Here is a 26717-nt window from a genome sequence, read left to right as displayed (position 1 = left end):
CCCCGTGCACTCCTCCGCGGTCCTGCTGATCGAGTTCGGTTCCATCATCCTCGCCCTCGGGCTGCTCGGCCGGTTCGCCGCCCGCCTGCGGTTCTCGCCGATCCCCCTCTACCTGCTCGCCGGTCTGGCCTTCGGTGAGGGCGGACTGCTGCCGCTGGGCGCGAGCGAGGAGTTCGTGGCCATCGGCGCCGAGATCGGCGTCATCCTGCTGCTGCTGATGCTCGGCCTGGAGTACACGGCGAGCGATCTCGTCTCCAACCTCAAGGCCCACCATCCGGCCGGCCTCGTGGACTTCTCGCTCAACGCGCTGCCGGGCGCGGCCGCCGCGCTGCTGCTGGGCTGGGGCCCGGTGGCGGCCGTGGTGCTGGCGGGCGTCACCTGGATCTCCTCGTCCGGGGTGATCGCCAAGGTGCTGGGCGATCTGGGCCGGGTGGGCAACCGGGAGACGCCGGTGATCCTCAGCGTCCTGGTGCTGGAGGACCTGGCGATGGCGGTCTACCTGCCGATCGTCACCGCGCTGGTCGCCGGTGTCGGGCTGGCCGCCGGCAGCGTCACCCTGGCGATCGCGCTGGGCGCCGCGGGGCTCGTCCTCTTCGCGGCGGTGCGCTACGGCCGGGTCGTCTCCCGTTTCGTGTCGAGCGACGACCCGGAGAAGTTGCTGCTCGTCGTGCTGGGTCTGACGATCCTGGTCGCCGGTGTGGCGCAGCAGCTCCAGGTGTCGGCTGCGGTCGGCGCGTTCCTGGTCGGCATCGCGCTCTCCGGTGAGGTGGCCGAGGGCGCGCACACCCTGCTGAGTCCGTTGCGGGACCTGTTCGCGGCCGTCTTCTTCGTCTTCTTCGGACTGCACACCGATCCGGCCAGCATTCCTCCGGTGCTGCTGCCGGCCCTGGCGCTGGCCGTCGTGACCGCCGCGACGAAGATCGCGACCGGGTACTGGGCGGCGCGCCGCGCCGGAATCTCGGTCAGGGGCCGCTGGCGCACAGGCGGCGCCCTGGTGGCCCGAGGGGAGTTCTCGATCGTCATCGCGGGACTGGCGGTCACCGCCGGCATCGAGCCGTCCCTGGGCCCGCTGGCGACGGCGTACGTCCTGATCCTGGTCGTTCTCGGCCCGCTCACCGCCCGCTACACGGAACCCCTGGCCACCCGCTGGTCCCGACTCCGCGAGGCGCGCCGGCCCCCGGTGGGGCAACGGACGCCCGAGGCGCGCACGGAGACGCCGGTGGGCGACTGACGGACGGGGACGTCGCCCGCCGTGGCCGGCGGCACCCCGGACCCCGCCCGCGGCCGTGTACCCGCCTCGCCACCGCGCTCGGCGTCGCGGTGGCGCCCAGCTCGGCTGCGGCGCGTACGGCACCGTCGGCGTCGTCACCGATCTGGCCCCGTACATACGCGGCGAGAGCCCGGCACCGGCACCGGCACCGGCACCGACGTCAGGGGAATGCCCGACCGTCAGGCCGCGCCGTCGGGGACCCAGCCCTGGCGGCGCAGCACCGCCGCCACGTCCGGTGCCTCGTAGTGCTCGCCCTTGAGGACCTTGCCGTCCGCACGGCGGGTGACCTGCCCGCCGGGGCCCAGCTTGGTCATGTTGGAGCGGTGGATCTCGGCTATCACCGCGTCCAGGTCGATCCCGTGCACCAGAGCCGTGCCGTACGCGACATAGACGACGTCGGCCAGTTCGTGCGCGAGGCGGTCCAGGGGGCCGCTCACCGACACCTCGGCCACCTCCGCGGCCTCCTCGGCGAGCAGTTCCCCGCGGTGGGCCGCGAGGGCGGGCGCCACCTGCGTCGGTGCACTGCGGGCGTCGAGACCGAAGGCGAGGTGGAACTGACGGACCAGGTCGGCGGGCGAAGAACTCATGCGACCGACTGTAACGACGGCCTCTGACAGTCCCGCCCACCGGCCGATGTGTCCCGCCCTGGCCAGTTCGCCGCCCCACCTGGCAGGATCGCGCGCATGTCCAAGGTGTTCCCTCCCACCGGCAGGCGCCGGGCCGTCCAGGGCGCGACGGCCGCCGCCGTCGTCGTCCTCGGGTTGCTGCTGTGGTGGCTGCTGCCCCTGGGCGAGGACCCGCCGAGCGGCGCGATCACCTTCAGCACCGGCACCACGAGCGGCGTCTACTACGAGTACGGCAGCCGACTGCGCACCGAGCTGGCCGAGGACATGCCCGACCTGGACGTGAAGCTGACCACCAGCAACGGCTCCCAGGAGAACGTCGCGCGCGTGGCGACCGGCCAGGCCGACTTCACCATCGCCGCGGCCGACGCGGTGGAGACGTACGAGCGGGAACACCGCGGCACGGCCGCCCGGCTCCGCGGCGTCGCGCGGCTCTACGACGACTACGTGCAGCTGGTCGTACCGCGCGACTCGCAGATACGGTCCGTGGCGGACCTGAAGGGGCGGACGGTCGCGACCGGGCTGCCCCGCTCGGGGGTGCGGCTGATCGCCGAGCGGGTCCTCGAGGCGGCGGGCGTGAATCCGGCGAAGGACATCAGGGCGGTCTCGGAGGGCATCGACACCGGGCCCGAGCGGCTCAAGCGGGGGAAGATCGACGCGTTCTTCTGGTCCGGCGGGGTGCCTACGGCCGGGCTGGAGCAGCTGGCCGACAACTTCACCTTCCGGTTCGTTCCGATCGACGCGGCGCTGGTGGCCAAGATGCACCAACAGGACGAGGCGACGAGCTACTACCGGGCGACCAACATGCCCGAATCGGCCTATCCGACCATCCAGAACGGCTCCACGGTGCCGACGATCGCGGTGTCCAACCTGCTGATGACCCGCACGGACGTGAACCCCCGGCTCACCGAGTGGCTGACCCGGACCGTGATCAAGAGCCGCGACGGCATCGGACGGCACGTCCACTCCGCCCAGCTGGTCGATCTGCGCACGGCCATCTACACCGACCCGCTCCCCCTGCACGAGGGCGCCCGGCGCTACTACCGCTCCGTCAAGCCGTGACGGGGGCCGACACCACCGCGTCCAGTCCGTAGAGCAGCGGCGGAGCGGACACGCCCACGGGATACGCCGGACCGTGACGCGACCGACGCCGCCAGCGGTCCGTCGAGCCGTGACGGGATCTGACACACCCAGGGTCCGTCGAGCCGTGACGGGAGCTGACACACCCAGCGGTCGTCGACCGGTCCGTCGAGCCGTGACGGGAGCTGACGCCACCACCGGTCCGTCGAGCCGGAACAGGGGCCGACGCCCCGGCCACGTCCGTGGAGCCGGGGTGGGACCGAGGTCACCCGCGCTCCGTCGCCCGTGGCGGGACCGGCCTCAGGCGGTCGCTGGTCTCGTTCTCGGCACCGACACCGTCACCTTCAGCCCGGTGGGCTCGTGACGGTCGTAGGAGATGGTGCCGCCGCCTGCCGCGAGCAGGGCGCGGGAGATGGACAGGCCCAGACCGGAGCCCTTGATGTTCTGGTGCCGGCCGCTCCGCCAGAAGCGGTCTCCCACACGCGTGAGCTCCTCGTCGGTCAGTCCGGGACCGTGGTCGGTGACGACGACGGTCGAGGTGTCGCCGTCGACGGCGACCGTCACCTCGACGCGCTCGTCCTCCGGCGTGAACTTGACCGCGTTGTCGATCACCGCGTCCAGGGCGCTGGAGAGGGTGACCGGATCGGCCCAGGCCGTGGTGGGCGGGCAGTCCCCGATCAGACGGACGCCCTTGGCCTCGGCGGTGGGCGCCCAGGCGGCGACGCGCTCGGCGGTCAGCGCGCCGATGTCGGTGACCCGCAGGTCGGCCTGGGTGTGCTCGGCCAGGGCGAGGTCGAGCAGGTCGTCCAGGACCTGGGCGAGGCGCCTGCCCTCGTTCTGCACGGACGCGATCTCCTCGTTGCCTTCCGGAAGTTCGTAGCCGAGCAGTTCGATGCGCAGCAGCAGCGCCGCGAGCGGGTTGCGCAGTTGGTGCGAGGCGTCGGCGACGAAGGCGCGCTGCTGCTCCAGCACGTCCTCGACGTTGTCCGCCATCTCGTTGAACGACCGGGCCAGCCGCCGGAGTTCCGGTGGACCGCTCGCGACCGCGACCCGCGATTTCAGGCGGCCGGTGGCGATGTCGTGGGTGGTGGCGTCCAGGACGCGCACGGGCCGGAGCACCCAGCCGGTCAGGCGCAGGGCCGCTCCGATGGCCAGCAGCATCGCCGCGATCTCGCCGGCGCCGACGACCAGCCATCCGTGCAGGATGCGCGAACGCATCGCCCCGGTCGGCGAGTCGGTGACCACGACCGCGACGACGTCACCGTCCCGGATCACCGGGGAGGCCACCACGAGCCGGTTGCGCTGCCAGGGCCACACCTGCTTGGGGTCGTGGCTGCGCCGGCTCAGCAGCGCCTCCTTGAACGCTTCCCTCACCTCGCCCGTTTCGGGGAGGTACCAGTCCCTCGGCGCATGAGCCATGGGGGTGTCGCTGCCGTAGAAGACACCGGCACGAATGCCGTAGACGTCGTAGTAGTTGACCAGTTCACGGATCAGCGCCTCGCGCCGCTCGTCGTTGGTCGTGGACGCCGGGTCGGAGTCGTCGGCCGGGGCGGTGACGAACTGGGCGAGGGCGGCGAAGCGCGCCGTGTCGTCGATGCGGTCGACGACCACGTCCTGTTGCTCGGCGCCGGCCACGCTGACCGCCAGTGGCACTCCGAGGGCGAGCAGCACGGCCGCCATCAGGACGATGAGCAGCGGCAGGAGACGTGTGCGCAACGGTCCCCGCTAGGCCGGAGCCACGAGCCGGTAGCCGACGCCGCGCACGGTCTCGATCAGGGCCGGCATGCGCAGCTTGGCGCGCAGGGAGGCGACGTGCACCTCCAGGGTCCGCCCGGTCCCCTCCCAGCTGGTGCGCCACACCTCGCTGATGATCTGCTCCCGCCGGAAGACCACACCGGGCCGCTGGGCGAGCAGCGCCAGGAGGTCGAACTCCTTGCGGGTCAGCTGGACGACGGAACCGTCCACGGTGACGCGCCGGGTGGGCAGTTCGATGTGCACGGGCCCGAGCAGCAGCTCGCTCTCGCCCGCGGCGGCCGTGTCCTCGGGAACGGTGCGCCTGCTGACGGCATGGATGCGGGCCAGCAGCTCACCGGTGTCGTACGGCTTGACCACGTAGTCGTCGGCACCCAGGTTGAGGCCGTGGATGCGCGAGCGCACGTCGGAGCGGGCCGTCACCATGATCACGGGAGTGGCGGTGCGCTTGCGGATCTTGCCGCAGACCTCGTAGCCGTCCTGGTCGGGCAGGCCCAGGTCGAGCAGGACGACACCGAAGCCGGGACCCTCCGGGACGAGCGCCTGGAGCGCCTCCTCGCCGCTGCGCGCGTGGGTGACGTCGAAACCGTGCCTTCTCAGGACCGCGGACAGCGCGGCGGCGACATGGTTGTCGTCCTCGACGAGCAGCAGTCTCATCCCGGCCTCCTCGGTTCCTCGGGCGTACCATCTGATCCCGTACAAAATCGCACGAACCAGGCGTACGGTTTCGGTGGGCGAAAAGTGCGGTGCACGCGCGTGTGCACCATGGCAGTCACGCTGATGGACGAGGACGCCGTCAAGTGGGTTCCGGTTGCGCGAGGCTTCCGTTATCCGCCCGATACGGTCCCAGGTCGCAAGTGCTACGACAGGTGTCCGATTGCTATCGGATCGTGATCCTCAGATTCCCCTCAGATGTAATGACGCTGGTCGCAGTGGTCACTACTGTCCTCCGAAACCGAGGAGGACGGAGCCCGAGAGCGATGACCAAAGTATCGGTGGCCAAGGAAGACGCGGCCGCACCCGGCGAACTGGTCGTCCTGAAGAGCGTCAACAAGCACTTCGGCGCGTTGCACGTTCTCCAGGACATCGATCTGACCATCGAGCGCGGTGAGGTCGTCGTGGTCATCGGACCTTCCGGGTCCGGTAAGTCCACACTGTGCCGCACCATCAACCGCCTGGAGACGATCGACGCGGGCACGATAATGATCGACGGGAAGCCGCTGCCCCAGGAGGGCAAGGAGCTGGCGCGGCTGCGCGCCGACGTCGGCATGGTCTTCCAGTCCTTCAACCTGTTCGCGCACAAGACCGTGCTTCAGAACGTGACGCTGGGCCAGGTCAAGGTCCGCAAGGCGGACAAGAAGAAGGCCGAGGAGAACGCGCGCGTCCTGCTCGACCGGGTGGGCGTGGCCAGCCAGGCCGACAAGTACCCCGCACAGCTCTCCGGCGGCCAGCAGCAGCGCGTCGCCATCGCGCGCGCCTTGGCCATGAACCCCAAGGTGATGCTGTTCGACGAGCCGACGTCCGCCCTGGACCCGGAGATGATCAACGAGGTGCTGGAAGTCATGCAGCAGCTCGCCCGGGACGGCATGACCATGATCGTCGTCACCCATGAGATGGGATTCGCACGATCGGCTGCAAACCGCGTGGTGTTCATGGCCGACGGCCGCATCGTCGAACAGGCTGCGCCGGACCAGTTCTTCAGCAATCCGCGCAGCGACCGGGCCAAGGACTTCCTGTCCAAGATCCTGCATCACTGACGGCGCCCAGCGCCCCCGCGACCAGCGTCACCCGCCTCTCGACGGCTCACACCTCTCCTTCGTCACCGAAGGCATCACCCAAAGGAAGTCGATCATGAAGCTTCGCAAGGTCTCCGCCGCCTCGGCCGCCGTCCTCGCCCTCGCCCTCGCCGCCACCGCGTGCGGCTCCGACGACAAGGACGACACCGGCAGCGGCTCCAGCGGCGGCGGCGACAAGATCAAGATCGGTATCAAGTACGACCAGCCCGGTCTCGGCCTGAAGGAGCCCGACGGTTCCTTCTCCGGCTTCGACGTGGACGTGGCGACGTACGTGGCCAAGGAACTCGGCTACAAGCCCGACCAGATCCAGTTCGTCGAGACCAAGAGCGCCGACCGCGAGAACGCGCTCTCCCGTGGCGACGTCAAGTTCATCACGGCCACCTACTCGATCAACGACGAGCGCGCCAAGAAGGTCGACTTCGCCGGCCCGTACCTGCTGGCCCACCAGGACCTGCTGGTGAAGAAGAACTCCAAGATCAGCAAGGGCGCGGACCTCAACGGCAAGAACCTGTGTTCGGTGACCGGCTCGACGTCGGCGCAGAACGTCAGGGACAAGATCGCCCCGAAGGCCAACCTGCGTCAGAACTCCGGTTACTCGGAGTGCATCGCCGCCCTCCAGAGCGGCGCCGTCGACGCGGTGACCACCGACGACTCGATCCTCGCGGGCTTCGCCGCGCAGGACAAGTACAAGGGCCAGTTCAAGCTCGTGGGCGAGAAGCTCTCGAACGAGAACTACGGCATCGGCGTCAAGAAGGGCGACAAGGCCACCGTCGACAAGATCAACGCGGCGCTGGAGAAGATGGTCAGCGACGGCGCGTGGGACAAGGCGGTCCAGGAGAACTTCGGCCCGGCCGAGTACAAGAACGAGAAGGCCCCGAAGATCGGCGTCATCGTCAAGTAACCCGGCACCCGTTGCCCCAGGAATCCCGCGCCGGGCGTGGGGTTCCGCGGGCGTGCCGCCCGTCGTCGCGATCACGGCGGGCGGCGCGCCACGCCCTCCACGTACGCCACACACCCGGAAGCGCGGGAGATCGTGTTCGACTTTCTTGAAGGCTACGACGTCCTCGCGGCGTTCTGGATGACGATCAAACTGACCGTCTTCTCCGCCGTCGGCTCCCTGGTCTGGGGCACCCTGCTGGCCGCGATGCGCGTCAGCCCGGTCCCGCTGATGCGCGGGTTCGGTACCGCCTACGTGAACATCGTCCGGAACATCCCCCTGACGGTCATCATCGTCTTCACCTCGCTCGGCCTCGCCGACATCTTCGGTATGACGATGGGCGCGTCCGACGACTTCGACGTCCAGGGCTTCCGCCTCGCGGTGCTCGGTCTGACCGCCTACACGGCGGCCTTCGTCTGCGAGTCCATCCGGTCCGGCATCAACACCGTGCCCCTCGGCCAGGCCGAGGCGGCCCGCGCGATCGGACTGAGCTTCAGCCAGACGCTGGGGCTAGTCATCCTGCCGCAGGCGTTCCGCTCGGTCATCGGCCCGCTGACCAACGTCCTGATCGCCCTGACCAAGAACACCACCGTGGCGGCCGCCATCGGCGTGGCCGAAGCCGCCTTCCTGATGAAGGAGATGATCGAGAACGAGGCCCAGACCGTGGCCATCGGCGCGATCTTCGCCCTCGGCTTCGTGGTCCTGACCCTTCCCACCGGCCTGCTGCTCGGCTGGCTCGGCAAGCGACTGGCGGTGAAGCGATGAGCTCGGTCCTCTACGACGCCCCCGGGCCCCGCGCCAGACGGCGCAACGTCCTTCTGTCCGTCGTCTTCTTCGTACTGCTCGCCCTGGCCCTGTGGTGGGTGTGGCAGAAGATGGACGACAAGAAGCAGCTCGAATGGGCTCTGTGGGAACCGTTCACGACGTCCCAGGCCTGGACGACCTATCTGCTGCCGGGCCTCGCCGACACCATGAAGGCCGCGGCGCTCTCCATGGTCATCGCCCTTCCCCTGGGCGCGTTCCTCGGCATCTCGCGCATGTCCGACCACCGCTGGGTGCGCGTCCCGGCCGCCGCGGTGGTCGAGTTCTTCCGGGCGATCCCGGTCCTGCTGCTGATGCTGTTCGCCAACGAGCTGTACGTGCGCTCCTCGGACATCTCCAGCGAGGACCGCCCCCTGTACGCGGTCGTCACCGGCCTCGTGCTCTACAACGCCTCGGTCCTCGCGGAGGTCGTCCGGGCCGGCATCCTCGCCCTGCCCAGGGGACAGACGGAGGCCGCGTTCGCGATCGGTCTGCGCAAGGGTCAGACGATGACCAGCATCCTGCTGCCACAGGCTGTCACGGCGATGCTGCCGGCCATCGTCAGCCAGCTCGTGGTCATCGTGAAGGACACCGCGCTCGGCGGCGTGCTGCTCGGGTTCACCGAGCTGCTCAACGCCCGCAGCACCCTGGCGGCGAACTACGCCAACGTCGTCCCCAGCTTCATCGTCGTGGCGCTCATCTTCATCGCCGTCAACTTCCTCCTCACGTCCTTCGCCTCCTGGCTGGAGGGCCGGCTGCGCCGCAGCAAGCGCGGCACGGGTGCGGTGCTCGCACCGGACGACGTCGAGGACAACCCGGCGGCGATCCCCGGCAGCTATGGGACGGGCCAGGCGGTCTGACGCTCACTCACATGGCATGACCTGGACGGAGGCAGTGGCGTACGCGCCACTGCCTCCGTCACTTGACGCAAGCTGCGGCAATGGGTTGCATACGTTCTGTGATCGTGCACCCTGCTCCTCCCCCTTGTTCACCTACGTTCCTCAGGACACCGTCGCGGGCAGGGGGCGCCACGCCGTGGACCCGGTGATCATCGTCGGAGCGGGGCCCGTGGGGCTCACGCTCGCCCTGGCGCTGGCGCGTCAGGAGGTGCCCTCGGTCGTCCTGGACGAGGGGCCGGGCAAGGACGAGCCGCGGCTCGCGCGCACGGTCGTGCTCCGCGAGGACACCGCCGCCCTGGTGGAGCGGCTCACCGGCACCTCGCTCGCCGGGGCGGGCGTCCGTTGGGCCGGTTGGCGGTCCATGCGGCGCAAGCAGGTGACACACGAGATCACGTTCGACGACGCCGACCCGCCTCCGCTGCACCTCGCCCAGCATGTGCTGACCGACGCCCTGCGCACGGCCCTGGCCGACGAGCGGCTCGTCCACATCGTCGTGGACAGCCGCCTGGACAGCGTCGAGCAGGAACCTTCCGGCGTCACGGCACACACCCGCGGCCCCAAGGGCACGTGGTGGCGCGGCAGTCACCTGGTGGGCTGCGACGGTCCCCGCTCCACGGTCCGCAAGCTGCTCGACATCCGCTTCCCCGGCCGTACGGCGGTCGAGCGGCACGCCGTCGCCGCGCTGCGCGTGGAACTTCCCTGGGCCGACGAGGCGTTGCTCCACCGGACGCCGCCGTGGCGTACGTCAGGTCCCTCCGCGGGCGAGATCACCGGACGTCCGCTGCCGGAAGGAGTCTGGCGCCTGGACTGGCTGCTGCCGCCCGGCAAGGACCTCGTCACACCCGAACTGCTGGTGGCCCGCATCCGCGAGACCCTCGCGGGCTGGAGCGGCGGCACGGCACCGGCGTACGAGCTGCTCGACACCGGGGTCCACACCGTCCACCACCGGCTGGCCCGTCGCTGGCGCGCCGGGCGGGTGTTCCTCGCCGGGGATGCCGCCCACCTTCTGGGCGCCCTGGGCACCCAGGGCCTGGACGAGGGTCTGCGGGACGCCGACAACCTCGCCTGGAAACTGGCTCTGGCCTGGCACCACGGACCGCACGAGGCGTTGCTCGACAGCTACCAGGCGGAGCGGCGCGCGGTCGTGGCCGCCCGGCTGCGCGCCGCCGACCAGATCCTGCCGACCCTGCGCGGCGGCCCCGGCATAAGGGCCTACGTCCCCGGCGCCACCCGCGCCCACGACGCGCTGCTCACCGACGGCCACCTGGGGCGCGGCCAACTGGGCGCGCCGGGCACGCACGCCGGCTCTCCCCTCGCGCCCCGGCGGCTGGAGGCGGAGGTGCCGGTGGACACGCCCCCCGGCGCGCCGGTCACGGACGTCCGCGTGACCGCCGAGGACGGCTCCTTCGTACGGCTGCGGGACCGGCTGGGCCGCGGGGCCCTGCTCGTCCTGCTGATCGCACCGGGCACCGGCGTCTGGGAGCGCCGGCACTGGGTGGGCGCCGGCGTCATGCCCCGGCTCGCCGCCGCGGTGACGGCGCTGCCGAGCCCGGCCGAGCTGCTGGTCGCCGAGAGCTATCCGGGCGCGGCCGCCCACACCGTCCTGCTGATCCGGCCCGACGGCCACCTGGTCACCGCGCTGAGTGGGGTGCGCCCCGCCGATCTGTACGCGGCGGCGGAGGCGGCGGTGGGGGGAGCTGTGGAGGCGGAAGCGGAGGCCGGGGCCACGTGAGGAAGGGCGGGAACGGCTCTCGGTGACGAGAGCGGGAGGGGTGGGGTTGGAGTGGGGTCGCCGTGCGCGGTAGGCGTCCGCGTCCGGTGTGACGGATTCGGCTGATCCCACTCACCACGAGTCCGCCGTCCACAGGGTGAAAGCCGGTTGACCGGCACACCCCGGCATGGTCTACTCCGGATCGTGACCGACACCTGTGTGCGCCTGTGGCGGAGGGTCCATATGGACCTTGTCCGCTATGCAGGTTGCGTGTGTCGTCCGTCCTGCTGAATTCGCATCCCCTCTGCCCGGCGCGCGCCGCCGAAGCGATCTCGTGCGTCCGCGCGCTCCCGCGACCTCAGGACGGTACCCGTGTCTGTCTCTTCCTCCGTGTCCCCCTCCCTGTCCGCATCCGCCGCCACGCTCACGCAGGCGGACCTCCTCGACTTCGTGCGGCGTACTGCCGCCGACACCACGCTGATCGCCTCGCTCCCGCTCGACCCGGAAGGCCGCACCTGGGTGCGCCTGGAGGGACCCGGCGGCAGCGAGGCCTGGCTGATCGGCTGGCCGCCCGGCACCGGCACCGGCTGGCACGACCACGCCGACTCGGTGGGCGCCTTCCTCACGGCCCGCGGCGAGCTGAAGGAGAACTCCCTCGCCGCGCGACTGCCCACGGACGGGTGGAAGACCCTGGAGCTCTCGGAGGACGTCGACCGCCAACGCCGCCTGTCGGCCGGCAAGGGCCGCGCCTTCGGACGCCACCACGTCCACGAGGTCCTCAACGAGTCCCGTGACGAGCACGCGATCTCCGTGCACGCCTACTACCCGCCCCTGCCGCGGATCCGGCGGTACAGCCGCACGGGCCAGGTGCTGCGTCTGGAGCAGGTCGAGCGCCCCGAGGACTGGCAGTGAGCGGCGGCACGGCGAGCGGTGACGTGGTCACGGGCGGTGCGGTGAACGACGAGCGGCCCGTGGGCATAGACGAGTTGCTGGAGCGGGTGCGGGCCGGGTACGCGCGCGTCGAGGCACGGGAGGCGTTCGAGGCCGCGCGCGCGGGCGAGGCGCTCCTCGTGGACATCCGGTACGCGGCCCTGCGCGACCGGGACGGGCTGATCCCCGGTGCCCTCGTCGTCGAGCGCAACGAACTGGAGTGGCGGCTCGACCCCCAGGGCAGCCACCGTGTTCCCGAGGCCACCGGCCACGACCTGCGGATCGTCGTGATCTGCAACGAGGGCTACGCGTCGAGCCTGGCGGCCGCGTCCCTGCACCGGCTGGGGCTGAAGAGGGCCACCGACCTGGTCGGCGGGTTCCAGGCGTGGCGGTCGGCGGGGCTGCCGGTGACGTACTGAGCCGGGCTGGGGCAGGATGTTTCGGGAAGAGGGCCGTGCGGCCCGCGAACGGGGTCAGTCCTCGGGCGGGCAGTACAGCGGACGGTGTCCGCGTTGTCCTTGGTCACCAGCCGCGCATCGGGCCTGCCTGCCGACCTTGTCGGGCTGCTCGTGGCGGAGCAGGGAGACGAGGTTCTCCTCGAGAGTGCGGTGGCCTCCCACGGACGCGATCGATGCCCCGCGCGTCCGCCGTGTCCCGCACCGGAGCGAACCGGACCGAGGAACCGAACCCGTGGGGCTCTGTGCCTCACCGCCGATCACACCGTGCGGCAGGCCTCCGGCCGACGCTCGCCCCTGACCTGGCGTCAGTCCTCCCCGGTCACCAGGACCCTCCGCGCCCTGGGTCAGAACTCTCCGTCCTCCAGGAACTCCGTGTCCTCGCCCTCCTCCTCGAGCGCCTGCCGGACCACTCGCAGGGCCATGCCCTGGGCGTAGCCCTTGCGCGCGAGCATTCCGGCGAGACGCCGCAGCCGCTTGTCACGGTCGAGCCCGCGGGTCGAGCGGAGCTTGCGGGCGACCAGCTCGCGGGCGGTGGCCTCCTCCCGCTCGGAGTCGAGCTGGGCGACGGCCTCGTCGATCAGCGTCGAGTCGACGCCTTTGGTGCGCAGCTCCTGTGCGAGGGCCCGCCGGGCCAGACCGCGACCGTGATGCCGGGACTCCACCCAGGCGTCCGCGAAGGCACCGTCGTTGATCAGCCCGACCTCCTCGAACCGCGAGAGCACCTCCTCGGCCACGTCGTCCGGGATCTCCCGCTTGCTCAGGGCGTCGGCGAGCTGCTTACGGGTGCGCGGGGTCCCGGTGAGCAGGCGCAGGCAGATCGCCCGTGCCCGCTCAGCCGGGTCCCCTGAAGACTCCCCCTTCTCGGCCCTCGACGAGGCAGAGGTGTCTTCGTCCTCGGCGGACGGTTCTCCGAAGCCGCGCCGACGGCGTCCGCCTCGGGAACCGCCCTCGCCGCCGCGTCCCGCCCGCCGGCCACGGGGTGGGCCTGCGTCGGCCGATCCGTCGTCCCCGTGCGAGCCGCTGTCCGACCGGTCGTCACCGCCTCGGGCCAGGCCGTCCCCGCCTCCCGTCCCCGGCCGGGGGGAGATGCCGGGGTGAGCCTCGTACTCGGCCCAGTCCGTTCGTCGTGTCACGGGTCGGCTCAGCTCTTGGCGGCCGCGGCCTTGGTCTTGGCGGCCTTGGCCGCGGGAGCGGGAACCGACTTGGCCGCGTCATCCGCCGGTGCGCCCAGGGCGACCGGCCCGTCCGCGTCCGTCCCCTCGGCGGGCTGCTCCGGGCGCACGCCCACACCCAGCTTCTCCTTGATCTTCCTCTCGATCTCGTTGGCGAGGTCGGGGTTGTCCTTGAGGAAGTTGCGGGCGTTCTCCTTGCCCTGGCCGAGCTGGTCGCCCTCGTACGTGTACCAGGCGCCGGCCTTGCGGACGAAGCCGTTCTCCACGCCCATGTCGATCAGGCCGCCTTCACGGCTGATGCCCTGCCCGTAGAGGATGTCGAACTCGGCCTGCTTGAAGGGCGGCGCGACCTTGTTCTTGACCACCTTGACGCGGGTGCGGTTGCCGACCGCGTCGGTGCCGTCCTTCAGCGTCTCGATGCGCCGGATGTCGAGCCGCACCGAGGCGTAGAACTTGAGCGCCCGGCCACCGGTCGTGGTCTCCGGGGAGCCGAACATCACACCGATCTTCTCGCGGAGCTGGTTGATGAAGATGGCGGTGGTCTTGGACTGGTTGAGCGCGCTGGTGATCTTCCGCAGGGCCTGGCTCATCAGACGGGCCTGGAGACCGACGTGGCTGTCGCCCATCTCGCCCTCGATCTCCGCACGCGGGACGAGCGCGGCGACGGAGTCGATGACGATCAGGTCGAGAGCTCCGGAGCGGACGAGCATGTCCACGATCTCCAGGGCCTGCTCGCCGTTGTCCGGCTGGGACAGCAGCAGGTTGTCGATGTCGACGCCGAGCTTCTGCGCGTACTCGGGGTCGAGGGCGTGCTCCGCGTCCACGAACGCGACCTGGCCGCCCGCCTTCTGGGCGTTCGCCACCGCGTGCAGGGTCAGGGTCGTCTTGCCGGAGGACTCCGGTCCGTAGACCTCGATGACACGGCCGCGCGGCAACCCGCCGACGCCGAGGGCGACGTCGAGCGCGGTCGAACCGGTGGGGATGACCTCGATGGGTTCCCGCGACCGGTCGCCCATGCGCATGACCGCGCCCTTGCCGAATTGCCGTTCAATCTGTGCGAGAGCGGCATCCAGGGCCTTCTCGCGGTCGGTACCTGCCATGGGTTCCACCCGATTTGCTTGAGTCGATCGCTTCACGTCAAAGACGCTAGCGCCTGCCACTGACAATGCGCCTCGACGCTGGTCCGGCCTGTGGATAACTCGGCCACTTACCCATTGAAAATGGGACGAAGTGCCCGTCTGGAACCCCGCCGGAGCCTCCATCAGAATGGATGTTCGATTTTCGTGTCAAGCGCACCACACGGCCCCTCCGAGCCTACGTTCACGCATCGGTCACGCCCGGACCCCGCGCGGGACTCGGCGCGACCGGTCCGCGTCAGGCCCAGCGCCGGAGAGCCCTCGACGGCACTCCTGCGCCAGGACCGGCGGCGGTCCTGCGCCAGGACCAGCGGCACTCCTGCGCCAGCGGTGCCAGCGGTCCTGCGTCAGCCGGACCCTTCCCCCGGCTCGGCCGCCCGCTCCCGCGTCTTCGTCCACATCCGCCGCGCGCGCGTGAGCGGGCTGGGTCCCTCGCCCCGCCTCCGGTGCCCCTGCACGCGGGGATCGTCCGTCACGTCGTAGCGCTTCACATACGCGCCGAGGAACGCCTGGAGCGTGGCGACCGCGGGGATGGAGATCAGCGCGCCGACCGCGCCGAGGAGCGCGGTGCCGGCGATGACCGAGCCGAAGGCCACGGCGGGGTGGATGTCGACGGTCTTCGAGGTGACCTTCGGTTGCAGCATGTAGTTCTCGAACTGCTGGTAGAACACGACGAAGATCAGTACCCACAGGGCGTACCAGGGATTGACCGTGAAGGCGATCAGCATGGGCAGCGCGCCCGCGAGATAGGTGCCGATGGTCGGGATGAACTGGGAGACCACGCCGACCCACACGGCGAGTACGGGCGCGTAGGGGATGCCGAGGATCTGGAGCAGTACGTAGTGCGCCATGCCGGAGACCAGGGCCATCAGACCGCGTGAGTACAGGTAGCCGCCGGTCTTGTCGACGGCGATCTCCCACGCGCGCAGCACCTCGGCCTGCCGGGCGGGCGGCAGGATCGAGCACAGCGCACGCCGCAGCCGGGGCCCGTCGGCGGCGAAGTAGAACGAGAACAGCGCGATCGTCAGCAGTTGGAAGAGACCGCCGAGGACCTGTGTGGAGATGTCCAGGACGCCGGCCGCGCTGTTCTGTGCGTACCTCCTGAGCCAGTCGGAGTGGAGCAGGCCCTCCTGGATGTCGACCCGCCTGAGGTCGGTGTGGAACGAGGTGTTGACCCAGTTGATCACCGAGTCCAGGTACTGCGGGAAGCCCTCGATCATCTTGATGATCTGCCCCGCGAGCATCGAGCCGAGCAGCGTGAAGAAACCCGCGAACACGATCAGCAGACCGAAGAAGACCAGGAAGGTGGCGAGTCCCCTGCGCATGCCTCGCGCGGCCATCCGGCTCACCGCGGGTTCGACGGCGAGGGCCAGGAAGAACGCGATGAGGATATTGATCAACAGGCCGATGACCTGGTGGAAGGCCCAGGTGCCCAGCTGGAACGCGCCGACCAGGGCGAGCGCCAGCACCATCGCGCGTGGGAGCCAGCGCGGCATGCGGTTGTCCGGCACGGCGTCGGTGCCGGACGGCGGCCGGGTGGGCGGCGTCGGGCCCGACGGGGGTGTCTGGGGGCCGGCATGCCGGGTCTCGTCAGTGGGTGCCACGGAGCAAGTCTCGCCCACTCCACCGACAACCGGTGACCCGCCTGCGGTCTTCTCGTCGGATCAGTGCCGCTCCCGCGGAACGTTCATCACCACGCACACCACACGCCATACGTCCTTGGCGTCCCAGCCGGCCGCCAGTGCCTCGTGCACGGTGCGCCCGCCGAGTTCCGTCATCACGTGATCGCGCGCGAAGGTCTCGGCGTACTCCGTACCGAAGTGCTCCGCCATCCGCTGCCAGAAGACCGTCAACCGCATGACTCCAGTATCCCGCCCCCGGGGGTGGCCCGGTCCGGGACCGCCTGCGGAGACCGCTTTCCGGCCTACGGTCTGACCCATGGTCGAATCAGGAGCATCCCCACTCCCCCCGACGCCCCCGGCGCACTCCCCGCTCTTCCGCGCCGAGCACTTCATCTGGCTCACCGCCCGCGTCCTGGAACAGCGTCTCTTCGCGCACCACTTCCTCCATGGCGCCGCCGACCCCGTCGAAACGGCGCTCGACGCCTACCGCAACGAGGACGGCGGATACGGCCACGCTCTGGAACCCGATCTCCGCGGCCCCGTCAGCCAGCCCCTGCACACCGCGCGCGCCCTGCACGTCCTGGACTCGCTCGGCCGCTGCGGCGGGCAGCGCGTGGAACGGGTGTGCAGGTACCTCACCTCCGTCTCCACCGCCGACGGAGCGCTCCCGGCGGTCCATCCCGGCCAGCGCGGCTATCCCGCCGCTCCCTTCGTCCCGATCGTGGACGATCCGCCCAGCGAACTGCTGGCGACCGGGCCGGTGGTGGGCCTGTTGCACCGCAACCAGGTCTGGCACGCCTGGCTGTTCAGGGCGACGGACTTCTGCTGGCAGGCGGTCGACACCCTGGAGACGTCCCACCCGTACGAGGTCCAGGCCGCGGTGGCCTTCCTGGACTCCGCCTCGGACCGCCCGCGCGCGGAGGCGGCCGCCGACCGTCTCGGCCGCCTGGTGCGCGAGCACCGGCTCGCCGTACTCGACCCGGAACACCGGGACGCCTACCCCGTCGCTCCCGGCTACGCGCCCGGCGAGCACCACTTCCCGTACGACTACGCGAAGACCCCGGGCTCGCTCGCGCGCGCGTGGTTCACCGACGCCGAGATGGCAGCCGCTCTGGACTTCCTCGCCGGCGAGCAGCAGGAGGACGGCGGCTGGCCGATCCGGTGGCGCCGCTGGGCGCCGGGCACGGAACTGGAGTCGCGCCCCGGAGCGACGATCGAGGCACTGGGCACCCTCAGGTCCTACGGCCGTGTCATCGGCTGACCCGACGCGTCGGCACGGGAGGCCCGGCCGACGGAGGGGGGAGTCCGGAGGCATCCCTCACCCGCCCACGGCCCGCATTCCCGCGGTGACCGCCACGGCCGCCGCGACGACGAGCAGGAACGGCGCTCGCAGGATGAGCGCCACGGCGGCCGCGGCGAGCCCGGCGGCCTTGGCGTCGAGCACGATGGCCTGTCCGTCGGCGAAGGTCTGCTGGGCCGTGAGGGCGGCCAGCAGGGCGACGGGGAGCAGGGCCGCGAGCCGCCGGACGAGCGGCCGCTCGAGCACGCCCGCGGGCACGAGCAGGCCGGTGAGCTTGACGACATAGCAGCCGAGGGCGGTCGCACCGATCGCGATCCAGACGTTCACCGCTGCTCCTCGTCCGCGTCGTCCCGCGCGCGACCCTTGCGCCGCCCCTCGGCCCACAGGGCGAGCGGTGCGGCGAGAGCGGCCACCAGGACGGGCACGCCGCCGGGCAGGACGGGCAGGAGACCGAGTCCCAGCAGGACCGCGAGCGCCGCGACGGCCCGCTCGGTGGTGGTTCTCAGCATGGGCGCGAGCAGCGCGAGGAAGACGGCCGGGCCGGCCGCGTCGAGCCCCCACGCGTCGGTGTCCCCGATGGCTCCCGCGCCGAGGGCGCCCAGCAGTGTGGTGAGGTTCCACAGCACGTACAGGCTGAGTCCGGTCACGGCGAAGCCGAGCCGCGCGCCCCGTCGATCGCGTTGCGCCAGCGACACGGCGGTGGTCTCGTCGATCACCCACTGTGCGGCCAACGGGCGCACCGCGCGCGGGAGTGCCAGCAACTGCGACAGGCGCAGACCGTAGAAGGCGTTGCGTACGCCGAGGAAGAAGGCGCCGGCGGCCGCCGTGAGCGGGTTGCCGCCCGCCGCGAGCGCCCCGACGAGTGCGAACTGGGACGCGCCGGTGAACACCAGGAGGCTGAGCGCGCAGGTCTGCCACACCGTGAGCCCGCTGCCGGCCGAGGTCACCCCGAAGGCGAACCCGGAGAGTCCGACGGCGATCCCGACACCGAGGGCGTCCCGAACGACGGCGGAGTCCGGCCTTCCGCCCCGGTCGTCCCGTGTGTCTGCGCGAGCTGTCTGTTCTGCCACCCGTCGGATGGTAGGACCAGCCGCCGTCGCGCGTCTTGTACGTTCTTGCGCTCCCGCTGGTACGCCCCGGCGGCACGCCCACGATCCGGGCGAAGTGACGGTTGACGTGCGGCTGGTCGGTGAACCCCACCGCGACCCCGGCATCCGCCGGGGCGGTCCCGGCGTCCAGGAGTCGCCGCGCCCGCCGGACCCGCGCGTCGGTGAACCAGGTGGGCGAAGGCATCCCGTAGGTGTCCCGGAACGCCCGCAGCAAGGCGAAGGGGCTCGTTCCGAGGTCGCCCGCGAGCCGTTCCAGGGGCGGCGGATCGACGGGCCGCTCCTCCAGGACGGCACGCGCGCGTGCGGCCATCCGTGCCCCGGCCGTGCGCACCTGCCGGCCGGGCAGGATTCCGCCGTTCAGCCGCAGCAGCCGTGTCACGGCCACCCGCAGCAGTGTGTCGGCGGCGAGCGTGTCGCCCTCGTCGGCGGCCCGCAGGACCTGATGCACGAGTGCGACGGCGTACGGATCGTCGAGCACGGGGCTGGCTGACGAAGCCCGGAGCGCCGCGCAGGGTCGTGGTCTCTGCGGCGATCCCGGCCACGAGTCCGGGCGACGGGTACACCGCGCCGTACCGCCGGCCCTCGGGCACACCGGCCCGCCCGGTGTGCGGGGTGTCGGGATTGACCAGAGCGAGCGTCCCCGCACCCGCGTACTGGTCACCGCCCCGGTGCTGGAATATCTCCACCCCCTCCGCGATCCCGGCGATCACGAAGTGCTCGTGCGTGTGCCGCACGAAGTTCTTCCGCACATACCGGGCGCGCAGCAGGTCCGCACCGGGCAGCTCCGCGTACTGCCAGTGCCGTGCCACCTCACGGGTTCCCGCCACTCCCCCATTCTCCGCGACGGCGAATCCGAGACCTCCGCCCCGCGACGGGCTCGCGCACCACCCCGGTCCCGGCACGCCCCGCACCGAGGTCCGCGACTCGACAGGGCTCAGCACGGTCCGACCGGCTCGGCCGGAGTCGGGGCGGCCCGGCCGGCCTCGCCTCGGCTCGGCGCGCTCACCACGGCCCGTTCAGGGCGGCCCGCCCAGCTCGACTCGACTCGCCCCGGCCCACGGGGCAAAGCAGCAGGTCAGGCTTATTGTCAGTGCTCGGGTGCAGGATGGACGCATGGTCGGCAATGCACACCGAGCCCTCGACGGCTTCTCCCCCGCGACCCGCGCCTGGTTCACGGGGGCCTTCTCCGCGCCCACCGCTGCTCAGGCGGGCGCGTGGCAGGCCATCGGCGAGGGCTCGGACGTGCTGGTGGTGGCGCCGACCGGCTCCGGCAAGACCCTGGCCGCGTTCCTGGCCGCTCTTGACCAGCTGGCCTCGACACCCCCGCCGGCCGACCCGAAGAAGCGCTGCCGCGTGCTGTACGTCTCGCCGCTCAAGGCGCTGGCGGTCGACGTGGAGCGCAACCTCCGCAGCCCGCTCACGGGCATCCGCCAGGAGTCCGTGCGCCTGGGTCTGCCCGAGCCCGAGGTCAAGGTCGGCATCCGCTCCGGCGACACGCCGCCCGCCGAGCGCCGTGCCCTGTCCACGCGTCCTCCGGACATCCTGATCACCACCCCGGAGTCCCTGTTCCTGATGCTGACGTCGGCCACGCGCGACGCGCTGACCAACGTCGAGACGGTGATCCTCGACGAGGTCCACGCCGTGGCGAGCACCAAGCGCGGCGCCCACCTCGCCCTCTCCCTGGAGCGCCTGGACGAACTCCTGCCGAGGCCGGCCCGCCGGATCGGCCTGTCGGCCACGGTCCGCCCGGTCGACGAGGTCGCCCGCTACCTCTCCCCGCACCGCAAGGTCGAGATCGTGCAGCCGAAGTCGGGCAAGGAGTTCGACCTCTCGGTGGTCGTCCCGGTCGAGGACCTGGGCGAGCTGGGCGGCTCCCCGGTCGCCGACGGCTCCGAGGGCGCGGAACGCCCGTCGATCTGGCCGCATGTCGAGGAGCGCATCACCGACCTGGTCCAGGCCCACCGCTCCACCATCGTGTTCGCCAACTCCCGCCGCCTGGCGGAGCGTCTGTGCAACCGCCTCAACGAGATCGCCTACGAGCGGGCCACCGGAGAGCCCCTCGACGAGCACCACGCTCCGGCCGAGCTGATGGGCGGGTCGGGGGCGGCCCAGGGCGCCCCGCCGGTCATCGCGCGCGCCCATCACGGCTCGGTCTCCAAGGAGCAGCGCGCCCTGGTCGAGGAGGACCTCAAGGCGGGCCGCCTGCCCGCGGTGGTCGCCACCTCCAGCCTGGAGCTGGGCATCGACATGGGTGCGGTCGACCTGGTCATCCAGGTCGAGTCACCCCCCTCCGTGGCCTCCGGCCTCCAGCGTGTGGGCCGCGCGGGCCACCAGGTCGGAGCGGTCTCGACCGGCGTGGTCTTTCCGAAGTACCGGGGCGACCTGGTCCAGGCGGCGGTGGTCACCGAGCGCATGCGCTCGGGCGCCATCGAGTCCCTCAGGGTCCCGGCGAATCCTCTGGACGTGCTGGCCCAGCAGCTCGTCGCGATGACCGCGATGGACACCTGGCAGCTGGACGACCTGCTCGCCCTCGTCCGCCGCGCCGCACCCTTCGCGTCCCTCCCCGAGTCGGCCTTCACTGCCGTCCTGGACATGCTCGCGGGCCGGTACCCGTCCGACGCCTTCGCCGAGCTGCGCCCGCGCGTGGTGTGGGACCGCGTCGCCGGCACGATCACCGGCCGTCCGGGCGCCCAGCGGCTCGCCGTGACCTCCGGCGGCACCATCCCGGACCGCGGCCTGTTCGGCGTGTTCCTCGCGGGCGCCGACCCCAAGAAGGGCGGCGGCCGGGTCGGCGAGCTGGACGAGGAGATGGTCTACGAGTCCCGCGTCGGTGACGTCTTCACCCTGGGCACCAGTTCGTGGCGCATCGAGGACATCACCCGCGACCGTGTCCTGGTCTCGCCCGCTCCGGGTGTGCCCGGTCGCCTGCCGTTCTGGAAGGGCGACCAGCTGGGCCGCCCGCTGGAACTGGGCCGTGCGGTGGGCGCCTTCCTGCGCGAGGTCGGCTCGCTGCCCAAGGACGACGCCCGGCTGCGCCTGCTCACCGCCGGCCTGGACGCCTGGGCCGCCGACAACGTGCTGTCCTACCTGGACGAGCAGCGCCAGGCCTGCGGCCACGTCCCCGACGACCGCACGATCGTCGTGGAGCGCTTCCGCGACGAGCTGGGTGACTGGCGGGTCGTCGTGCACTCCCCCTTCGGCGCCCAGGTGCACGCCCCGTGGGCGCTCGCGCTCGGTGCCAAGCTCTCCGAGCGGTACGGCATGGACGCCCAGGTGATGCACGCCGACGACGGCATCGTCCTGCGGCTGCCCGACGCCGACCTCATGGGCCTGGACCTGCTCGACCAGGCGCCCGTGAAGGCCGGCACGGCATACGACGCCGAACAGGCCCCCATCGGCGCGGCGGACGTCGTCTTCGACAAGGGTGAGGTCGACCAGGTCGTCACCGACCAGGTGGGCTCCTCGGCCCTGTTCGCGGCCCGCTTCCGCGAGTGCGCCGCCCGCGCGCTGCTGCTGCCGCGCCGCAACCCCGGCAAGCGCACCCCGTTGTGGCAGCAGCGCCAGCGGGCCTCCCAACTTCTCCAGGTGGCGAGTGAGTTCGGCTCGTTCCCGATCGTCCTGGAAGCGGTCCGCGAATGCCTCCAGGACGTCTTCGACGTGCCAGGTCTCGTCGAGCTGATGGGCGACCTGGAGTCCCGCAAGGTGCGCCTGGTCGAGGTCACCACCCCGGAGCCCTCCCCCTTCGCCCGCTCCCTCCTGTTCGGTTACGTCGCCCAGTTCCTCTATGAGGGCGACTCCCCGCTCGCCGAGCGCCGCGCCGCCGCCCTCTCACTGGACTCGCGGCTGCTGGCGGAGCTGCTCGGTCAGGCGGAACTGCGCGAACTGCTCGACGCCGAGGTGCTCACCGAACTGGAGCGGGAACTCCAGTGGCTGACCGAGGACCGCAGGGTGAAGGACGTCGAGGGCGTCGCGGACCTCCTGCGCGTGCTCGGCCCGCTCACCGATGCCGAACTGGCCGAGCGGGGTGCCGAGCCGCACTGGGCGCAGGAACTGGCCGCGGCCCGCCGCGCCATCACTGTCCGTATCGCCGGCGCCGAGCACTGGGCGGCAATCGAGGACGCGGGCCGCCTGCGCGACGCCCTGGGCACCGCGCTCCCCGTCGGCGTCCCGGAGGCCTTCACCGAACCCGTGAAGGACCCGCTCGGCGACCTCCTCGCCCGCCACGCCCGCACCCACGGCCCGTTCACCTCGGCCGGCGCCGCCGCCCGCTTCGGCCTGGGCGTCGCGGTCACCGAGGGCGCTCTTCAGCGGCTCTCGGCGGGCGGTCGCGTCGTCCAGGGCGAGTTCCACCCGGCCGGCATCGGCCAGGAGTGGTGCGACGCGACCGTCCTGCGCAGGCTGCGCCGCCGCTCCCTGGCCGCCCTGCGGCACGAACTGGAACCGGTCCCGCCCGCCGCGCTCGCGCAGTTCCTCCCCCAGTGGCAGCACATCGGCAAGGGTCACTCCCTGCGCGGCATCGACGGCCTGGTGCGCGCGATCGAGCAGCTCCAGGGCGCGTCCGTGCCCGCCTCCGCCCTGGAGAAACTCGTCCTTCCGACCCGCGTCACGGGCTACGCGCCGGCGATGCTCGACGAACTCACCGCCGCCGGAGAGGTCCTCTGGGCCGGTGCGGGCGCCCTCCCCGGCAAGGACGGCTGGGTCTCCCTGTACCTGGCGGACGCGGCACCGCTGCTCCTGGCCCCACCGCACCCCCTGGAGCTGTCGGCACTGCACCAGTCCGTCCTGGACACCCTCTCCGGCGGCTACGGCCTGTTCTTCCGCCAGATCGCCGACCAGGTCCGCGCCACCACCCATCCCGAGGCCACCGACCCCCAACTGGCCGACGCCGTCTGGGACCTGGCCTGGTCCGGCCGTCTCACCAACGACACACTGGCGCCCATGCGCGCCCTGCTGGGCTCGGGCCGTACGGCAGGCTCCACCGCCCACCGCGCCAAGCGCGCGGTCCCCCGCGGGCGGTACGGCTCCCTGACGGCCGCCGCGCGCTCCGCGTCCCGCAGCGGCCCTCCGACCGTGGCCGGCCGCTGGTCCCTCCTCCCCGCCCACGAGCCGGACCCCACCGTCCGCGCCCACGCCCTGGCCCGCACTCTCCTCGACCGGCACGGCGTGGTGACCCGGGGAGCGGTCGCCGCCGAGGGAGTGGAGGGCGGCTTCTCGGCGACGTACCGCGTCCTGTCCGCCTTCGAGGACAGCGGCCAGGCCCGGCGTGGCTATGTCGTGGAAGGGCTCGGCGCCGCGCAGTTCGCGATGGACGGCGCCGTGGACCGCGTCCGCGCGGTGGCCAACGCCCGCGACCGGGGCGAGCCGCTGCCGGTCCCCGACGCCACGCACCACACGCACGGCGCGCCGCGCGGCGCGCTCGGCACCCACGGCACGCCGGGCGCCGACGACGCCTTCGCCGCCCTCGGGGGGTTCCCACCGGCCGACATCGACTGGGACACCCCAGGCCTCGACAACACCCTCGGCCTCCCGCCCGCGCCCGGCGACTGGATCTCACCGCGCGACATCGCGGTTCTCGGTGCCGGTGGCCCCCGAGCGGGCAGCGGCTCGCCGTACGGGTCCGGCTTCGCCGACCGGCGCCCGGGTGTCCCGTCGCCCGCCTCCCGAGCCGTCGTCCTCGCCGCGGCCGACCCGGCGAACGCGTACGGCGCCGCCCTGCCCTGGCCCGAGCCACCGACCGGCGCCGGACACAAACCGGGCCGCAAGGCGGGCTCCCTGGTGGTGCTCGTCGACGGCGAGCTGACCCTCTACATGGAGCGCGGCGGGAAGACTCTGCTGGCCTGGCCCGCCGCACCCGACCACGCCGACACCCCGGCCGACGATCCCCGGCTGCCCGCGGCGGCGGAGTCCCTCGCCGCGGCCGCCCGCGCGGGCTCCCTCGGCACGGTCACGGTGGAGCGGGTCAACGGCGCCTCGGCCCTGACCTCCCCCTTCGGCTCCCTCCTGGAAGGGGCGGGCTTCATCGCGACCCCCCGCGGCCTGAGACTGCGAGCATGACGAGCCGCACCGCGCACTCCGCGCCCGCCGTGCCACCCTGGACCCATGCCCGAAGGTGACACGGTCTGGCAGGCCGCGAGCCGGCTGCACGACGCCCTCGCGGGCAAGGTGCTGACCCGCTCCGACCTCCGCGTACCCAGGTACGCCACCGCCGACCTCACCGGCCGCACCGTCCTGGACGTCACCCCGCGCGGCAAGCACCTCCTCACCCGTGTCGAGGGCGGTCTCACCCTCCACTCGCACCTGCGGATGGACGGTTCCTGGAAGATCTTCGCCAACGGCCAGCGCTGGAGCGGCGGCCCGGCCCACCAGATCCGCGCCATCCTCGGCACCCACGACCGCACGGCCGTCGGTTACCGCCTCCCCGTGCTCGAACTGCTGCGCACCCCCGACGAGCAGCGCGTGGTCGGCCACCTCGGTCCCGACCTGCTCGGCCCCGACTGGGACCCCGGACAGGCCCTCGCCAACCTCCTCACGGACCCGGCCCGCCCCCTCGGTGAGGCCCTCCTCGACCAGCGCAATCTCGCGGGCATCGGCAATGTCTACAAGTGCGAACTCTGCTTCCTCCTCGGCGTCACCCCGTGGCTCCCTGTCGGGGCCCTGCCCGCCGACCGCGCGGCCAAGCTTCCGGCCCTCGCCAAGGCACTCCTCGAAGCGAACCGCGACCGCCCGATCCGCACCACCACGGGCCGTCGCGGCCAGGACCTCTTCACCTACGGCCGCGCTCCCCGCCCGTGTCTGCGCTGCGGGACTCCGATCCGCGTGGCCGACCAGGGTGACGGCTCCCGCGAGCGCCCCACGTACTGGTGCCCCACCTGCCAGTCGGGCCCGGCCCCGGCACCGGGCTCCCCGCCCACCCGCCGCATCCGCCGCCGTACCGTCAATTGACGGACCGTCAGAAACACTCGTACCGTCCTGTCATGGGGCGTGAAGGCGTACGACCTCACCGGGCGGACCGCGTTCGTCACCGGCGCCGCCGGCGGCATCGGCCGCGCCTGCGCCGTCCTGCTCGCCGAGGCCGGTGCCACCGTGCACGGCGCCGACCGCGACGCCCAGGGGCTGCACGAGACGGCGACCCTCATCAAGGACCGGGGCGGCACTGCCCACACCCAACACCTGGACGTCACCGACCGCGAGCGGCTGCGCCGGGCCGTGGCCTCCTGCGAGCGACTGGACGCCATGGCAGCCGTCGCCGGCATCCTGCACGACAGCCCGGTCCTGGAGACCCGCGACGAGGACCTGGACCGCGTCCTGACCGTGAACGTCAAGGGGGTCCTGTACGCCTGCCAGAAGGCGGCCCGTCTGAGGCTGGCGCACCGCACCCGGCAGCATCATCACCATGGCCTCGGGCGCGGTCGACACCGGCGGCGCCGGCCTCCTCTGCTACGGCGCCGCCAAGGCGGCCGTGGTCCAGCTGACGAAGACCCTGGCCACCGAGGTCGGCCCGCGGGGCATCCGCGACAATGCCGTCGCCCCGGGCTGGATCCGAACCCCCATGACCGACCGCCACGACACCGATGCCGAGGCACACGCCGAGGTCCGCATGGCCCGCATGTCCCCGCTGGGTCGAGTCGGCGAACCGAAGGACGTCGCCCACACCGTGCTCCACCTCGCCTCGGACGCGTCGGCCTTCATCACAGGCCAGATCCTCCGGCCGAACCGCGGCGTCTCCATGCCCTGGTAGAACCACAGTCCGCCGCACGGCCCACGAACCGGGGCGAACACCTCACCCGAATCGCCGCACGGCCCACGAACCCGGCGGACACCACCTCACACGCTCACCAGGCACTAGCCCCGCCCTGCCCCGTCGACCCGGCCCCGCCCCCGCTCACCCCGCCAAGCAGCCCTCCACCGTCCCGCCGCGACGACGATCCCCGCGGCCCGCGACTTGGCCACACAGTGCACCGGCAGCAGACTCAGCCCCCACCCACCGGCCGCGACGGCCCCCTCCAGCACGCCGGCGTCGGGTGCCACGGCCAGCCGCACCACGGCCCACCAGCACGCCGCCCCGAGCCCCAGCGCGACCCCCCGCCGCACTATGGGGCCCGCCAGGCTCGTCACCGTCGG

Annotated in this window: 23 protein-coding genes and 2 pseudogenes; 14 read left to right on the top strand and 11 right to left on the bottom strand. The window is 72.0% G+C overall.

Annotated features, from left to right (window positions below; genetic code table 11):
* Nucleotides 1-4 precede the first annotated feature (4 nt).
* Nucleotides 5-1231, top strand: coding sequence for a cation:proton antiporter (locus tag ACZ5Y0_RS15740; RefSeq protein WP_469129220.1), 1227 nt, complete (start codon nt 5-7; stop codon nt 1229-1231).
* A 218-nt stretch (nt 1232-1449) separates the two neighbouring features.
* On the opposite strand, the gene ACZ5Y0_RS15735 is transcribed toward ACZ5Y0_RS15740, so the two are convergent.
* A complete protein-coding gene (locus ACZ5Y0_RS15735) occupies nt 1450-1857 on the bottom strand; it encodes a pyrophosphohydrolase domain-containing protein (RefSeq protein WP_469129219.1) in 408 nt (135 codons plus the stop codon).
* A 96-nt stretch (nt 1858-1953) separates the two neighbouring features.
* Between ACZ5Y0_RS15735 and ACZ5Y0_RS15730 the strand changes: the two genes are divergently transcribed.
* Nucleotides 1954-2955 carry a TAXI family TRAP transporter solute-binding subunit gene (locus ACZ5Y0_RS15730; protein WP_469129218.1) on the top strand — a complete coding sequence of 334 codons (1002 nt, stop codon included), beginning with the start codon at nt 1954-1956 and terminating at the stop codon, nt 2953-2955.
* Nucleotides 2956-3273: 318 nt separating this feature from the next.
* On the opposite strand, the gene ACZ5Y0_RS15725 is transcribed toward ACZ5Y0_RS15730, so the two are convergent.
* Nucleotides 3274-4689, bottom strand: a complete 1416-nt coding sequence (locus ACZ5Y0_RS15725; protein ID WP_469129217.1) for a sensor histidine kinase — start codon at nt 4687-4689, stop codon at nt 3274-3276.
* A 9-nt stretch (nt 4690-4698) separates the two neighbouring features.
* Entirely contained in the window at nt 4699-5382 is a 684-nt protein-coding gene (locus ACZ5Y0_RS15720; protein WP_469129216.1) for a response regulator transcription factor, read from the bottom strand.
* A 323-nt stretch (nt 5383-5705) separates the two neighbouring features.
* Here ACZ5Y0_RS15720 and ACZ5Y0_RS15715 point away from each other — a divergent pair, with 323 nt between their 5' ends.
* The 8 genes from ACZ5Y0_RS15715 (at nt 5706) to ACZ5Y0_RS15680 (ending at nt 12218) form a co-directional block, all read left to right on the top strand.
* A complete protein-coding gene (locus ACZ5Y0_RS15715; protein WP_469129215.1) occupies nt 5706-6482 on the top strand; it encodes an amino acid ABC transporter ATP-binding protein in 777 nt (258 codons plus the stop codon).
* 94 nt (nt 6483-6576) lie between these two features.
* On the top strand, nt 6577-7422 hold the full coding sequence (locus ACZ5Y0_RS15710; RefSeq protein WP_469129214.1) for a glutamate ABC transporter substrate-binding protein: 846 nt from the start codon (nt 6577-6579) through the stop codon (nt 7420-7422).
* A gap of 132 nt (nt 7423-7554) precedes the next feature.
* Entirely contained in the window at nt 7555-8223 is a 669-nt protein-coding gene (locus ACZ5Y0_RS15705) for an amino acid ABC transporter permease (protein WP_469129213.1), read from the top strand.
* A complete protein-coding gene (locus ACZ5Y0_RS15700) occupies nt 8220-9119 on the top strand; it encodes an amino acid ABC transporter permease (protein ID WP_469129212.1) in 900 nt (299 codons plus the stop codon). The genes ACZ5Y0_RS15705 and ACZ5Y0_RS15700 overlap by 4 nt, the downstream gene beginning before the upstream one ends.
* 175 nt (nt 9120-9294) lie before the next feature.
* Nucleotides 9295-10890 carry an FAD-dependent monooxygenase gene (locus tag ACZ5Y0_RS15695; RefSeq protein WP_469129424.1) on the top strand — a complete coding sequence of 532 codons (1596 nt, stop codon included), beginning with the start codon at nt 9295-9297 and terminating at the stop codon, nt 10888-10890.
* A gap of 183 nt (nt 10891-11073) precedes the next feature.
* Nucleotides 11074-11160, top strand: coding sequence for a putative leader peptide (locus ACZ5Y0_RS15690; protein WP_313960178.1), 87 nt, complete (start codon nt 11074-11076; stop codon nt 11158-11160).
* Nucleotides 11161-11241: 81 nt separating this feature from the next.
* Nucleotides 11242-11781, top strand: a complete 540-nt coding sequence (locus ACZ5Y0_RS15685) for a cupin domain-containing protein (RefSeq protein ID WP_469129211.1) — start codon at nt 11242-11244, stop codon at nt 11779-11781.
* A complete protein-coding gene (locus ACZ5Y0_RS15680; RefSeq protein WP_469129210.1) occupies nt 11778-12218 on the top strand; it encodes a rhodanese-like domain-containing protein in 441 nt (146 codons plus the stop codon). The genes ACZ5Y0_RS15685 and ACZ5Y0_RS15680 overlap by 4 nt, the downstream gene beginning before the upstream one ends.
* A gap of 383 nt (nt 12219-12601) precedes the next feature.
* On the opposite strand, the gene recX is transcribed toward ACZ5Y0_RS15680, so the two are convergent.
* The 4 genes from recX to ACZ5Y0_RS15660 all read right to left on the bottom strand — a co-directional run bounded on the left by recX (nt 12602) and on the right by ACZ5Y0_RS15660 (nt 16424).
* On the bottom strand, nt 12602-13390 hold the full coding sequence (gene recX / locus ACZ5Y0_RS15675) for a recombination regulator RecX (protein WP_469129209.1): 789 nt from the start codon (nt 13388-13390) through the stop codon (nt 12602-12604).
* Between the two features lie 8 nt (nt 13391-13398).
* Entirely contained in the window at nt 13399-14529 is a 1131-nt protein-coding gene (gene recA, locus ACZ5Y0_RS15670; protein ID WP_469129208.1) for a recombinase RecA, read from the bottom strand.
* Between the two features lie 383 nt (nt 14530-14912).
* Nucleotides 14913-16169, bottom strand: coding sequence for an AI-2E family transporter (locus ACZ5Y0_RS15665; protein ID WP_469129207.1), 1257 nt, complete (start codon nt 16167-16169; stop codon nt 14913-14915).
* A 60-nt stretch (nt 16170-16229) separates the two neighbouring features.
* Nucleotides 16230-16424 carry a DUF3046 domain-containing protein gene (locus ACZ5Y0_RS15660; protein ID WP_469129206.1) on the bottom strand — a complete coding sequence of 65 codons (195 nt, stop codon included), beginning with the start codon at nt 16422-16424 and terminating at the stop codon, nt 16230-16232.
* Between the two features lie 79 nt (nt 16425-16503).
* Between ACZ5Y0_RS15660 and ACZ5Y0_RS15655 the strand changes: the two genes are divergently transcribed.
* Nucleotides 16504-17448: a hypothetical protein gene (locus ACZ5Y0_RS15655; protein ID WP_469129205.1), complete on the top strand. Its 945-nt coding sequence runs from the start codon at nt 16504-16506 to the stop codon at nt 17446-17448.
* A gap of 57 nt (nt 17449-17505) precedes the next feature.
* On the opposite strand, the gene ACZ5Y0_RS15650 is transcribed toward ACZ5Y0_RS15655, so the two are convergent.
* The 3 genes and pseudogenes from ACZ5Y0_RS15650 to ACZ5Y0_RS15640 form a co-directional block, all read right to left on the bottom strand.
* A complete protein-coding gene (locus tag ACZ5Y0_RS15650; protein ID WP_469129204.1) occupies nt 17506-17814 on the bottom strand; it encodes an AzlD domain-containing protein in 309 nt (102 codons plus the stop codon).
* Nucleotides 17811-18557, bottom strand: coding sequence for an AzlC family ABC transporter permease (locus ACZ5Y0_RS15645; RefSeq protein ID WP_469129203.1), 747 nt, complete (start codon nt 18555-18557; stop codon nt 17811-17813). Before ACZ5Y0_RS15645 ends, ACZ5Y0_RS15650 begins: the two co-directional genes overlap by 4 nt.
* A 26-nt stretch (nt 18558-18583) precedes the next feature.
* A pseudogene (locus ACZ5Y0_RS15640) lies at nt 18584-19423 on the bottom strand (AraC family transcriptional regulator); the annotation flags it as partial.
* 286 nt (nt 19424-19709) lie between these two features.
* Here ACZ5Y0_RS15640 and ACZ5Y0_RS15635 point away from each other — a divergent pair.
* From ACZ5Y0_RS15635 to ACZ5Y0_RS15625, 3 genes and pseudogenes are all read left to right on the top strand, one after another.
* On the top strand, nt 19710-24650 hold the full coding sequence (locus tag ACZ5Y0_RS15635) for an ATP-dependent helicase (RefSeq protein ID WP_469129202.1): 4941 nt from the start codon (nt 19710-19712) through the stop codon (nt 24648-24650).
* A gap of 45 nt (nt 24651-24695) precedes the next feature.
* Entirely contained in the window at nt 24696-25538 is an 843-nt protein-coding gene (locus tag ACZ5Y0_RS15630) for a DNA-formamidopyrimidine glycosylase family protein (protein ID WP_469129201.1), read from the top strand.
* 39 nt (nt 25539-25577) lie between these two features.
* Nucleotides 25578-26334: pseudogene (locus ACZ5Y0_RS15625) on the top strand (SDR family NAD(P)-dependent oxidoreductase).
* Between the two features lie 104 nt (nt 26335-26438).
* Here the strand turns inward: ACZ5Y0_RS15625 and ACZ5Y0_RS15620 are convergent.
* Nucleotides 26439-26702 carry a hypothetical protein gene (locus tag ACZ5Y0_RS15620; protein WP_469129423.1) on the bottom strand — a complete coding sequence of 88 codons (264 nt, stop codon included), beginning with the start codon at nt 26700-26702 and terminating at the stop codon, nt 26439-26441.
* Between the last annotated feature and the right edge of the window lie 15 nt (nt 26703-26717).

It is taken from the genome of Streptomyces sp. NPDC033216, assembly GCF_055577115.1.
This window is presented reverse-complemented; position numbering and strand designations above follow the sequence as displayed.

Bases quoted from the DNA above. Each gene is read 5' to 3' on its own strand.
- ACZ5Y0_RS15635 (WP_469129202.1), top strand. From the start codon at position 19,710: ATGGTCGGCAATGCACACCGAGCCCTCGACGGCTTCTCCCCCGCGACC.
- ACZ5Y0_RS15715 (WP_469129215.1), top strand. From the start codon at position 5,706: ATGACCAAAGTATCGGTGGCCAAGGAAGACGCGGCCGCACCCGGCGAA.
- ACZ5Y0_RS15630 (WP_469129201.1), top strand. From the start codon at position 24,696: ATGCCCGAAGGTGACACGGTCTGGCAGGCCGCGAGCCGGCTGCACGAC.
- ACZ5Y0_RS15720 (WP_469129216.1), bottom strand. From the start codon at position 5,382: ATGAGACTGCTGCTCGTCGAGGACGACAACCATGTCGCCGCCGCGCTG.
- ACZ5Y0_RS15660 (WP_469129206.1), bottom strand. From the start codon at position 16,424: ATGCGGTTGACGGTCTTCTGGCAGCGGATGGCGGAGCACTTCGGTACG.
- ACZ5Y0_RS15700 (WP_469129212.1), top strand. From the start codon at position 8,220: ATGAGCTCGGTCCTCTACGACGCCCCCGGGCCCCGCGCCAGACGGCGC.
- ACZ5Y0_RS15735 (WP_469129219.1), bottom strand. From the start codon at position 1,857: ATGAGTTCTTCGCCCGCCGACCTGGTCCGTCAGTTCCACCTCGCCTTC.
- ACZ5Y0_RS15730 (WP_469129218.1), top strand. From the start codon at position 1,954: ATGTCCAAGGTGTTCCCTCCCACCGGCAGGCGCCGGGCCGTCCAGGGC.
- recA (WP_469129208.1), bottom strand. From the start codon at position 14,529: ATGGCAGGTACCGACCGCGAGAAGGCCCTGGATGCCGCTCTCGCACAG.
- ACZ5Y0_RS15655 (WP_469129205.1), top strand. From the start codon at position 16,504: ATGGTCGAATCAGGAGCATCCCCACTCCCCCCGACGCCCCCGGCGCAC.
- ACZ5Y0_RS15710 (WP_469129214.1), top strand. From the start codon at position 6,577: ATGAAGCTTCGCAAGGTCTCCGCCGCCTCGGCCGCCGTCCTCGCCCTC.